General features: G+C 52.2%; 14 protein-coding genes. 9 read left to right on the forward strand and 5 right to left on the reverse strand.

Annotated elements, in window-relative coordinates; genetic code table 11:
• Positions 1-3: 3 nt before the first annotated feature.
• Both C7B82_RS03455 and C7B82_RS03460 read right to left on the reverse strand, forming a co-directional pair.
• A complete protein-coding gene (locus C7B82_RS03455; protein WP_106254917.1) occupies positions 4-459 on the reverse strand; it encodes a hypothetical protein in 456 nt (151 codons plus the stop codon).
• A 163-nt stretch (positions 460-622) separates the two neighbouring features.
• A complete protein-coding gene (locus C7B82_RS03460) occupies positions 623-1,474 on the reverse strand; it encodes a hypothetical protein (RefSeq protein WP_106254918.1) in 852 nt (283 codons plus the stop codon).
• Positions 1,475-1,640: 166 nt separating this feature from the next.
• On the opposite strand from C7B82_RS03460, the gene C7B82_RS03465 reads away from it, so the two are divergent.
• The 5 genes from C7B82_RS03465 (at position 1,641) to C7B82_RS03485 (ending at position 6,779) form a co-directional block, all read left to right on the forward strand.
• A complete protein-coding gene (locus C7B82_RS03465) occupies positions 1,641-1,823 on the forward strand; it encodes a ribbon-helix-helix domain-containing protein (protein WP_106254919.1) in 183 nt (60 codons plus the stop codon).
• Positions 1,824-2,037: 214 nt separating this feature from the next.
• Positions 2,038-2,355 carry a hypothetical protein gene (locus C7B82_RS03470; protein WP_106254920.1) on the forward strand — a complete coding sequence of 106 codons (318 nt, stop codon included), beginning with the start codon at positions 2,038-2,040 and terminating at the stop codon, positions 2,353-2,355.
• A gap of 40 nt (positions 2,356-2,395) precedes the next feature.
• Complete coding sequence (locus C7B82_RS03475; protein WP_106254921.1) at positions 2,396-3,148, forward strand: hypothetical protein; 753 nt, start codon at positions 2,396-2,398, stop codon at positions 3,146-3,148.
• Between the two features lie 257 nt (positions 3,149-3,405).
• Complete coding sequence (locus tag C7B82_RS03480) at positions 3,406-3,630, forward strand: hypothetical protein (RefSeq protein ID WP_106254922.1); 225 nt, start codon at positions 3,406-3,408, stop codon at positions 3,628-3,630.
• Positions 3,627-6,779: a plasmid replication protein, CyRepA1 family gene (locus tag C7B82_RS03485; protein WP_106254923.1), complete on the forward strand. Its 3,153-nt coding sequence runs from the start codon at positions 3,627-3,629 to the stop codon at positions 6,777-6,779. The genes C7B82_RS03480 and C7B82_RS03485 overlap by 4 nt, the downstream gene beginning before the upstream one ends.
• Positions 6,780-6,977: 198 nt before the next feature.
• Here C7B82_RS03485 and C7B82_RS03490 read toward each other — a convergent pair whose 3' ends face one another.
• Complete coding sequence (locus C7B82_RS03490; RefSeq protein ID WP_106254924.1) at positions 6,978-7,169, reverse strand: hypothetical protein; 192 nt, start codon at positions 7,167-7,169, stop codon at positions 6,978-6,980.
• Positions 7,170-7,541: 372 nt separating this feature from the next.
• Here C7B82_RS03490 and C7B82_RS03495 point away from each other — a divergent pair, with 372 nt between their 5' ends.
• From C7B82_RS03495 to C7B82_RS03510, 4 genes are read left to right on the forward strand one after another with little or no spacing between them, the layout of a single operon-like run.
• Complete coding sequence (locus tag C7B82_RS03495; protein ID WP_106254925.1) at positions 7,542-8,306, forward strand: ParA family protein; 765 nt, start codon at positions 7,542-7,544, stop codon at positions 8,304-8,306.
• A complete protein-coding gene (locus C7B82_RS03500; protein ID WP_106254926.1) occupies positions 8,303-9,250 on the forward strand; it encodes a ParB/RepB/Spo0J family partition protein in 948 nt (315 codons plus the stop codon). The genes C7B82_RS03495 and C7B82_RS03500 overlap by 4 nt, the downstream gene beginning before the upstream one ends.
• 41 nt (positions 9,251-9,291) lie before the next feature.
• On the forward strand, positions 9,292-9,657 hold the full coding sequence (locus C7B82_RS03505) for a GIY-YIG nuclease family protein (RefSeq protein WP_245939713.1): 366 nt from the start codon (positions 9,292-9,294) through the stop codon (positions 9,655-9,657).
• An 11-nt stretch (positions 9,658-9,668) separates the two neighbouring features.
• The gene (locus C7B82_RS03510; RefSeq protein WP_106254928.1) at positions 9,669-9,908 is read left to right on the forward strand and encodes a hypothetical protein; all 240 of its coding nucleotides are present in this window, start codon (positions 9,669-9,671) and stop codon (positions 9,906-9,908) included.
• A gap of 258 nt (positions 9,909-10,166) precedes the next feature.
• On the opposite strand, the gene C7B82_RS03515 is transcribed toward C7B82_RS03510, so the two are convergent.
• Positions 10,167-10,460: a hypothetical protein gene (locus tag C7B82_RS03515; RefSeq protein WP_106254929.1), complete on the reverse strand. Its 294-nt coding sequence runs from the start codon at positions 10,458-10,460 to the stop codon at positions 10,167-10,169.
• A 319-nt stretch (positions 10,461-10,779) separates the two neighbouring features.
• Positions 10,780-11,129: hypothetical protein (locus C7B82_RS03520; RefSeq protein ID WP_219903978.1), on the reverse strand; the 350-nt coding region annotated here is incomplete at its 5' end.

The following is an 11,129-nucleotide window of genomic DNA, read 5'->3' on the forward strand; positions in this document are numbered from 1 at the left end:
GCCTTAGTGGGTTGAAGGGTGAGTACCGGGTTTTGCCGGTGTGGGCCTGGTGGTGGTTGGTTTGACCGATTGCGGGGAGGGGCTTTCGTGGTCAGAAGGGAGGGAGAAATCCACGGTGTCACCGGGACGGTGCGGTACCGGTTGCAGGTAAATCGTCGGGCACCCCACCCGACCCAAAGCACGACTCAACCAAGAGCCCAGCAGCACCAACAGCGTCGCCAGTAAGACCAAGCGGCTGGTAGGCAGGCGTCTAGCCCTCGTTGTGGCTGTCGTCGCCGTACCCGCTGGAGCAGGCAACGTGTGGCGACGCACCGTGAAGTAACGCCACCGGGCACGCGGGTGAGTGTCCTCCCAGATGATGCGTTCCCGTTGCTGCAGCAGGTTAAACGAGACGGCGTTAACAGCCTCCAGGAAGCCGTTGGAGCAGCGTTGGAAGAGGATAGTGAGAAAAGTATCCATAAGGGGTAAGGCTGTGGCCCTGTTACATGGGCACCCGGTGCAAGTAGGGGGTGGGTTTAAGGAGTGTGGGTGGTCTTGGGGTGGGGCCGTTGGTCGGTGCGACCGGGACTGAACGCCAGGGCGATCGCTACAACCGTCAGCAGGGTGATCAGTGCCGGGATAATCAGTCGCCAGTGGTGAAAGGATTCGGCTCTGGGGGCTTTCCCAAGGCTTGTAAGGTGCTCAAGGTCTCTTGCAGGCTCTGGGTTTCGTGCGTCTGTGCCGTGTCAATGAAATGGGCGCGCGCTTTGTAGAAGCGTTGCTCTAGTTTCAACTCCTGTGCTTTCGCCGCAACCGCATCCTTTGCCTGCCGAGTTTCGACGAGTTTTTGTTCGCGTTGATCAATGTCTGACTCCATCGCTGCTTGCACCTGATCGGCAATGACCAGAAACTGTGCGGCGATCGCCAAGGGGTCTTCAAACTGGAGCGATTCGCCTTTGCGTAAGCCTTCCAAGGTATAAGTTTGAGCCAGTACTGGAGCAGCCAATACGATCTGGTGGTTACCAGATTCAACGCTCACCTTCAGAGACTGCTTGGGCTGCTGTTCTGATGTTGAGTGAGTGGGCTCCTCCACAGCCGGATAGCTTGCTTTTGCCTCTGCCAAGAAGCGTTCAGCCGTTCTATCGTTAGTGCCTTTGGCGGTTTTGTAGGCTTGCAGCACTTGAAGCCCAAACGCGGTGAACTCTTCCAGCTGGCGTCCTGACTTCTTGACCGTGCGCGCTACGACTCGCAAGGATATAGGGCAGTGGCGAAAGGCAGGTTCTAAAGCGTCTTCCCACCAAACCTTGCGTAACGTGCTTTCGTTAATGCCAATAGCGGTTGCAGCCTCGCCCCAATTCCAGGTACGGAAGTCATCCGTTTCGTTCCGTTTGTTGTCTTGATCGGCATCCGGAAGTGTGGTTTCGGAATCATCCGGGAGTACTGCGGACATAGCAAAGCTAGGGGCTTCACCCCCCTGAAAATCGGTGTGCTGCATAGGTTTTGACCTTGAAAAGAAAGACTGCGGTTTCGAGCGAAATTGGAATCTTTTGATCCGTTTCCTTAAGACTCAAGGTAGCATATAGCAGAATATATGCAACCATGAACTGGAGTTTGCTTCAATTGAGCAGATTACAGCTACTATCAAAGGAGATAAAAGCTGAATGGAAAAAGTGGCGAAGAAGGTTTTTGCAAGCGTCAGTGATCAACTCGCAGAAAAGTTGAACAAAAGAGCAGAGGGCGAAGGACGGTCTCTGTCAAATCTCATTGGCTATCTCTTGGAAAGAGAAATGGATGATTGGCAACCAGAACAGCAAAAACCTTCTGTAACGCAGCAAAACAAGTAAAGGGCTATCACGCCAATGCTGCATGACCCTGAGCATTTTGAGGAGTGGGAACTTGAAGTTAGGGCAACTGACCAAAAAGCCGCAGAGCGGAAATGTGAGGAGATTGCGGTAAATAACCCCTTAACACAGGTCTTGCTAGTAACTCAAGCAACCAAGACCCCTTATAGCAACACCTACCGATTTATCTGTTGGTTTAGAAGCGAGACAACGCCAAATGACAGCGACAGCGACATTAGTAAAGGGAATTAGAACAGTTAAGTATATTCCCAGTCTAGGTGAGCACCAGCTATCGATTAACCTGGGGTTAGCTGACCACGCTACAGTTTTTGAGTTTGCCAGAACACAGGGATTCGTCCCAGAAATTGTGCAAATTTCAACCGTTCAAGGTCTTGAAATTCACGCCCTTCTCTTGTCGGAGCGAGTTGATCAATCGCCTCTAAACGGTTCTAATCTGTCAGAAGCGTTGGATTACTTAGCAGACAAGATCAACGCAGATGCCATTCGGCATGTTTATGGCCGCTTCACAACCTAAGAAGAGTTATTAAAGCAGGCTTACAGCAAGTAGGTAGACAATGTACGCATTACAGAATTCATCTTCAAACTATGCCGATCTGCCTGTTTTGCTCCATAACAGAGAGGCATGGAAACAACTGGAACAAGAACGAGAGCGCTTGACCAACGGTTGTAGGGGCGCTGGTATTTCGTTCCTTGCAGGGCTTACTCTTGCCAATCCGATTCTCCTTCTGGGTTCTCTGCCTCTACTGGGAATTACAGGCACTCAGCTTCAAAAGACCAGCCAGATCTACCTCAATATGGGCCGTCTTTTAGATGCGTTTGAGCGTCAAGAGATTATTATTACCCCCCGCTTGGAGGTACCTGATAACGGCTCTCTTGATCTATTTGTGCGGTTTCCCAACCCTCCCAAAGCCGTGTTTACGATCGGTTTACGATCCAACGGGGAATCGACGATCTTTTTCAATGAGCAGAAGGAGGGGTTGTGCTTACGCCGTAAGCGCGGTGGGTTTAAGACCTGGCAGGTAGACCTGTTCCGGCGCTTTGCCTTGCAGGAGTTTTGGCTGCGGAAGAATCGACAAGACTTGTTTGGTCAGTCGTCCAGAGACAAAAACAGACCAGCGGTAAAATTGCTGGTACTGACTGGGAAAACCAAACTTGGCAAGCATTCAGAACATTTGTATGCCATGATCGGCGATCAGAAAGTTCTGTCTGTCCGCAACAGAGTTTCCCTTTTCATCATGGAGGAAGAACAACTAATACCGTTTATCAAAGCCTGGTTAGCTAAAGCAGATAACCCTAATAACGGCTAAAACCCCCTGTCACGAGCTGCGACACGAGGGTTTTGGAAAAACTTTAGCCGGGGTGTAACCCCAACAAGATGATTTGGTTTTGCCGACCGATTCATTTACAGTATATGCTGCTTTTTTGCAGTATTGCATCAGGATGAAGCAAAATCGCTGCCAACACTGGTTTTCAGCGATTTTTGAGGAGACATTTATGTCCCTCTGCTTCAACTTGATGACAGCGGGTTCATCCCGGTTCCTACACTCTTCGGAAGGAACCGCAAATGACCACACCTCAGAAATTTCAGATGTTAGCGCCCACACTCGAAGCGCGATTTGACCACATCAAACCACCACTCTTAGAGTTGTTGCAAGCTCCAGATCAGGCAGCGCTGTTGCAATCACAGGAGCAGGCTCCAGCACTCGCTGCGCTCCAATCAGAACCTGCCACCGTAAAAATTTCGAGCCTTCAGTGCAGCGCCTTACAACCTCTGGAAGGTGCTGTATGAAGGCACTGTCTCAGTCCTTTGGTTTTGCTCATACTGTTAGCAGCCATCACCTGCGCTCTGGAGAAACTCCTAACCATCAATCCTTTCGAACCTTCAGCCAGACGATTCACTCCGAATTTATTGACGGCAGTGCAATCGCCCTAGCCCTGTTTGAGGCAGCGATCGCACTGGTCAGCGACACCGAAACCTTTGACGGTGGGGACGTTGCCTACCCGATCCATGAGGCACTCCACTGGCACCTCACTCGCTTTGGCAACCAAGCACGGGAGACGCTGTACGCGGCCCTAATGCTCCACGAAGATGATTTCACCTGGCAAGCCAAACTCAGCACCCCACGCACGGATGACAAAGGGAAGGCACAGAAATACGAAACGCCCGTCGGCAATGGTGCCAGAGCCTACTTACCGCCCGTCCCTGCTGCCATTCGCCAACGGATTGCCGATCGCTATAAGATCCCTGTCCCCCTAGACGGCTCTTTCTGGAACTGGCTGGAGCAACACCCAGAAATCCCCCTCATCATCACCGAAGGCGGCAAAAAGGGGCTGGCTGGCTTCAGTCAAGGGTTTGTGACCTTGGCACTCTACGGCTGTCACGGCGGGTATCGCACCAAAGATCCGCTAGGCAACCCGATGCCACCCACGCTCATTCCCGACTTGGCTCGGTTTACGTTCTCGGGTCGCTCCATCACCTTGGCTTTTGATGCGGATGCCAGTGAAAAGACACGGCGGCGAGTCAACATCGCACAGTCCCGCTTAGGTGGGCTGTTGGTAGCACAAGGCTGCGTGGTGACGATCGCCAGTTGGGGCAATCAACAAGGGAAAGGGCTGGATGACCTGATTGTGCAGTCGGGTGTTGCCGCCTGGGAGACTGCCTACGCTAACGCGCTACCCCTGAGCCAATGGCAAATTTGGCAGCGACTGGAACAGAAACTTACCTATCCGGTCAATCTGCAGGTGCATATAGGCGATCTGTCTAAGCTCGACGTCACCCAACTCCCCGCCGAGGGCCTGATCGCTATCTGTTCGGCGAAGGGTACTGGGAAAACCAAGTTGATTGCGACTTTGGTAGCGGGACAGGAACGGGTACTGTTGATCACCCATCGCATTGCCTTAGCGAATAACCTCTGTAAGCGCACCGAACTGCACTATCGGAGCGACCTGGATAAAGTCAAAGGGCAATATATCCATGAGTCGGGCTACACGCGGCGGATCGGCTCGTGCGTGGATGGCTTGCTCAGCCTCGACCCCGACCACTTTGTTGGGTGCGACCTAGTGCTGGATGAAGCGGTGCAGCTCGTCCGCCATTTACTCACCAGCTCAACCTGTGCCCGTGACGGCAAACGTCCAGCCTTGCTGGCACGCTTCCGCGCACTGGTGAAAAATGCGAAACGAGTCATCATTGCCGATGCTGACTTAGACAATGCCACGCTGCACTATCTCCAGTCCTTACGGGGGGATGGTCAGCCTGTTTTCCTGGTCAAGAACGACTTTGAGCCAGAGGCTTACGCCTGCCGTTTCTTAGCCGCACCCGATCGGACTGCAATTACGAGTGAGCTGCTGACTGCGATCGCCCAACAAACACCGGGTCAAGTTTTGTTTGTCGCCACCGACAGCAAAGCCACCAGCAAAGCGCTGCATCGTTTGATCACCCAACAGTACTCAGAGCAACGGGTGTTGCTGCTAAATAGCGAAACGACCGGGGGTGAATGTGAGCGGGAGTTCATGCAAACGCCGGACGTGGTGCTGACACGCGGCGACTACGATATCATTCTCTGTTCGCCGTCTGTGGCGACAGGCGTTTCGATTGAGTGTCGGGGCGTTGTGTCTCAGGTCTACGGCATCTTTACTGGGGTGAGCGCCACGGATGCCGATATGAGTCAAGCCTTGAGTCGGGTCCGTGAGCCAGTCGAGCGGGTAGTCTGGTGTGCCAAAGCAGGCTCTAACTTTGCTAAAGTCAGCCGCTCGGTACACCCTCTCGAAGTGCAATCGCACTTGCAGTCTCAGACCACGGCCACGGTACAACTCCTCCGGTCCAGCTTGAAAGAAGATATCGTAGACGGTATCAATGCACTGGATTGGCGCTCCGATCCGCATATCAGGCTGTACTGCCAGTTGGCTGCCGAGCAGAACCGCTCGATGCGGTGCTTACGAGAAGCGCTCCTGGTGCGCCTCCGGTTTGAGGGTAACACGCTGACAATCGAAGACCGCGCGAGTGATCCGGCACTGAAGACATTGCTGGCGCAGACCAGAGCCGACCTGCAACTGTTAGACGCCGAAGCCTTGGTCGCTATAGCGACGCTTACCTATACCGAAGTGCTGGCACTGGAGCAAAAGGAAGGTCTGAGTCCTGAAGAGCATACCGCCATTCAGAAGTGGTACCTACTGGACTTCTACGACCTGGAAACGCTGACGGTTGACGATTGCCTCTGGGACAAGGAGGGACGCAGACGGGGTGAAATCCTGTCCCTTGAAGCGCTGCTGTTCCCTGATGTGGCGCTCGACCGTACCGCCAGAGCACTCGAAAAACAAGCCAACTGGAAGCAAGGCTATTGCCCATGGGACATTGCCAACACGCCCCTCCGACGCTGGTTGCTGGTGTCGATCGGCATCGACCAGTTAATCGCCAAACTGCGGGAGGGGTGGCAGTGGTGCTGCTATGACTTGCAGCCGTATGCCGCTGCCGCCAGAGCGTTAGCCGCTCAAATTAAAGTCGCGCTCCATTTCACGATTAACGAGGCGATGAGCGATACCCAGGTAGTGCATCAACTCCTCGCGCAGTTAGGCATCAAATTGACACGACGGTGGTCGCGGTCGTTACCGGGCTATGAAGGGGAGAAACTCCGCACCTACACCTTAGACCAGGAGCATTGGGGACAGCTTGTCGCGGTACTGGAGTGCCGGGAAGCCAGGCGTCACCGCCTGCAAGCGCAGCGTCTGGACTTGGAAGAGGCTGGATCACCCAGCCTAGAGAGAGTAGATAAACCCGTGGGTGATCCAGAACCCCAAGGCGATGACTGGCTGACTCCAGAGGCATTAGCGGACGTGCAAGCGCTGCTGGCGACAGCGGCTGGCGATTCAGAGGTGCTGGCACAGGTGAAGCTGGCGATTCCAGCCTACGTTCTACGGCGTTTGGGTCTCAAGGCAGCCTGAGTTGACGCTCTAATGCCGCTGTTTGCAACCGGTTTGGTGCCAACCTACTGCCGCCGCGCTCTGTTTGCTTAGGGGTGCCGTGTCAGTGTGGGGATCGTTGTTTGTGTCCATACTGCGGTCACTGCTCTAGACGCCAGCACAGGCCCTTGTCTTGTACAGAACGATCGGTGGTGCTCAGTCGAGTCTGCACGCCTGCTTTTAGCTAGGTGTTTGGCACTTGATCACTGGCCGTTTCACTGGCAGGGTCTCCATTGGCGGCTGCGCTGTGAGAGGCAATGCCTGCGCTTGCTCCGCCCGTCGCTTCGCTACAAGCTCACGTTTCAACTCCGAGAGCAGTCGCGTGTGCTGCTCTTTTTCAGCGTGTTCCCAAGTGTCGACAAATTGATGCATCAGTCTCCAACTCCAATATCTTTGAAATAGTGTACTTGTGGTCAAGCAAAGTGGCAGCCTCTATAGACAGATTTGGATGTGCTGGTGTTCTGACTCTCTAGCGATCTCTAGCTCGTTGTGTTGTTGCCACACTCGATGTTTAACTCCGTTTTGATGCTGAACCTGTTAGTTGTAGAAGAGAGAGAAAGGGCAACTGATCCGGTTCTCTGCTAGCAAGTGCTCTGCTTCGCTACGATGTGACCCCAACTTCTCTTATCATCAGACTGTTGATTTGCTGCTGTAGCTACTTGTGAAAACGGAGTACCCTTTTATCTGCAAATAAGCATTCATGAGTACGGTATGCTTCAGGCAGGGTAAATGGCGTTGGAGTAAATGGGAAAGGTCATTGCGCTGTTTAATCAAGCTGGGGGTGTTGGAAAAACATCTCTGGTTCTAAATTTGGGTTATTCCTTATCTACTTTTAAGAAGGATGGTCGTGTCCTTCTTGTGGATATGGACCCACAAGCTTCGCTTACAACCTTTATGGGATTGGAGTCTGAAGAGCTAGAGTCGTCTATCTATGAGTCCGTTGTGGGCGATTCTCCAGCACCTGTCATTGACAACATTCATGGAATGAGTCTCATTCCAGCGAACCTGAATTTGAGTGCGGCAGAACTTGAATTACCAGGAATGCCTAACCGAGAAATACGACTCAAGCGGGCTCTGGAACCACTTATAGGTCAGTATGATTTTGTTCTAATTGATTGTCCGCCAAGCTTAGGTCTGCTTAGTTTTATTAGCTTAGTGGCGGCAACTCACGTACTCGTCCCCATCCAAACGCAGTTCAAGGCTTTTGTGGGAACCGAAAAACTGCTGGGAACAATCTCACGGATTCGTTCATCTGGGCATAACCCAAAACTGCAAATTGCTGGCTTTATTCCAACCATGTTTGACAAAAGGAATGCTCAAGATGAGCGTACCCTTGGAGCGATTCAAGAGCAATTAGCTAGTCTTGCTAAGATCTACCCTCCGATTCCGCGCTCGACTGCATTCGCTGATGCCTCAGAGAAGCTGATGCCTCTAGAACTTTATAGCCCCCGGCACTCTATTCTTCCAACACTCCGAACAATCTCAAAAGGCTTGAGAGCACTGAAATGACCCCTAAGCGAAGTGAACCCTACGGCAGACAAATTAAAGGATTAGATTTGCTGTTTGGGAACCCGGAGCAAGCGGCTGCAACGGGAACAACTGCCTTACCAACCGCGATTCCTCTAGCGAAGCTCGCGCTACCAAGTCAGCAACCCAGGCGCTACTTTGATCCTCAAAAGATGGAACAGCTGACATTATCGGTCGTGGAACACGGTATTTTAGAACCTTTGTTAGTTCGTCCTCTGCCTAGCGGACTGTATGAATTGGTTGCCGGGGAGCGGCGATTTAGAGCTGCTCAGAGTGCAAAGCTGGCAGAAGTCCCGGTTGTAATTCGGGAGTTGGCAGATACGGAAGCGCTGCAAATCGCGCTGATTGAAAACCTTCAACGGGAAGATCTAAATCCTGTAGAGGAGGCTGAGGGGATTTTACAACTTCTAGAGCTAGAGATGGGTAAGTCCAGAGAGTCTGTGGTCTCCTTGCTTTACAGAATGCGGAATGAGGCACAAGGAAGACCTGCTCGTGACGCTGAACATAACGTTATGTTCAATGAGACTGTCGAAAAAGTTTTTGCTCAAGTTGGCATAAACTGGGAGTCTTTTGTCACTAATCGGCTCTCATTGTTGAATCTACCCACAGAGATTTTGGAGGCTTTACGTCATGGTCACATTGCCTATACGAAGGCTCAAGCCATTGCCCGTGTTAAAGACGAAGGTCAACGTCAGGAGATACTGAAAGAGGCAATCATTCAAGACCTTTCTCTAACGCAAATCAGAGAACGCATTGCTAGTCTTAAGATAGAGCCTGTGATCGCTGAAGCTTTACCGCTTAAACATCAGGTAGACGATGTTTTTCGTCTTGTTAAGAAAACGAAGGTTTGGGATGATCCAAAAAAACAAAAGAAGTTAGAGCGCTTACTGGCAGATCTGCGTGCGTTAACCTCCGACGCGTTTTAGCTTTGATTATAGGGAAAGGTGGAAGAACTTGAGGGTCGATTTTGAATGAGCTAGAGGAGCAGGCTAATGCTTTACTGCAAACACTTGTAGAGTTACCGTTTGAATCGTGTGCATCAATTACCCGTGAGTTTCGCTCTCTACCATTAGCACCCGGGTTGTATGCAGTCAGGCATCGAGAGCATGGCTTACTCTATTTGGGCAAAGCCAAAAAGCTGCGTGAGCGGTTTAGAGGGGGACACAAAGCTTGCACCTGGGCATGGCTAGACAATTACGATCATCGGGACATTGCCATTTCGTTTATACCGCTGATGATGGCAGATGTTCTAAAATTAGGAGATGAGCTAGAAGGCATCCTTATCCATGCCACAAAACCCCCGTATAATGCACAGTATCCTAGTAGAAACTAGAGGACGTGATCATGCAGGCGCTCCAACAAACGAATAAAAAGCATTTAAGTCGTGATGCCGCGTTAATGCTGCTGGCCGTATTGCCAGATCACATCCGTGATGCCTACTTAAATCATGCGAAGCAAATTGATTACAGCATTGAACTAGTGCTGGAAATGGCATTGGCAGATTTTCTCGATCCTGACTCACTGACTTTTACGGATTGTCAGCCGCAGCTTGGTTCGCCGCTGGAATCAGACAAAGCCGCGTAGGCTTGCTGTTCAGTTTGCTCCTGGTACTGGTATCGCTAGCACTGCCTACGCTACTCAGTTTTTATAGCCACTAGTTTTGTTTGACTCCAGTCTAGAGACGTGACTGGTGAGGTAAGCTGCGGCAGTGGTTCCTTAAACTGAGTCATAGGGTTTTACCTGATCGCGATCGCCTCGTGCTTTTGCTGCTCTGAACCTTAAAGGTTTCCGGTGTTTGCTGAAGCCACGGTAAAGCCCGCTTGCCGAGTACAACTCCAACATTTAGAGTGCGTCATCTGCTTGTTGTGAGCCAGGGTTTGTCTTACCTTCCCGGAGCACCAGTAAGTACCCTGCCAAGAGTCGTCCATCCAGGTGGTCAGTCCAATGCTGGAGCAGCAAAACGACCAGACTTTTCAGCTCTGACTCGTCCAAAATCACAAAGGCTGTATCAAAGTGGTCATCCGAGAAGCTGCTAATCCGCGCCAGCAAGTTTATGATTGCCCGATCAATGAATGGTGAGGGCTGGTTTGTCTGTAAGGACGTGAACGTGTCTGTGGTCTCTGCTTGGGTAGACATCAGGGTCGGTGGGTAAAGGGCACCCTGAACAGTCAGTCGGGGTGGGGTGTGTGGGAGTGGGAGCCATGGCGAGTTCTGTAAGCACTCTGACTAGCTCTACGACGGGCACGAAGCCCCGCTGCTGCGCTAAGGCGAGGGCAGCCCGATAAACCGCGCTCCTGTCACACTTACAGAAGAGATGAAACCGCCCGTCTCTAGATGCACACTCAGCGAGGTACAGCTTTGGGGGTAAGGATGGGCGCTAGTCCCAGGACAGCGGGCAGAACCCCAGACACTACCTTCGCGATACCGGTCCAAGAAGGGAGCCAACTGCCGCAGGTCAGGACACTGGTTGCCCCTGAATCGAGAGTGGGGACGCTTGGAGCGGTCTGGGACTCGATGAGCGGGCAAAGCGTGTGGGTGTGAAGGCTAACTGTCCGGTGAGTTGACCACAGGTGAAGGTGTTGCCGGTTTGAGTGACGGGAAAGACGTTGCCACCGACTTGCAGCACCAGGCGACCCCCATCCTGACAGAGCACGGGTCCCCAGACCTTCGCCAGGACACCGTGTTTAGCACTCACTAGCAAGATGGAGTTGAGGTTAAGTGCGGGAATGGGTTCTTTTACGCAAAAGTACGTAAAGCGACATGGCGTCAGGCCAACATTCAGTCCCGCTTTCGCAGTTCCCGAAT

Source organism: Stenomitos frigidus ULC18 (assembly GCF_003003795.1).
Classification (GTDB): domain Bacteria; phylum Cyanobacteriota; class Cyanobacteriia; order Leptolyngbyales; family Leptolyngbyaceae; genus Stenomitos; species Stenomitos frigidus_A.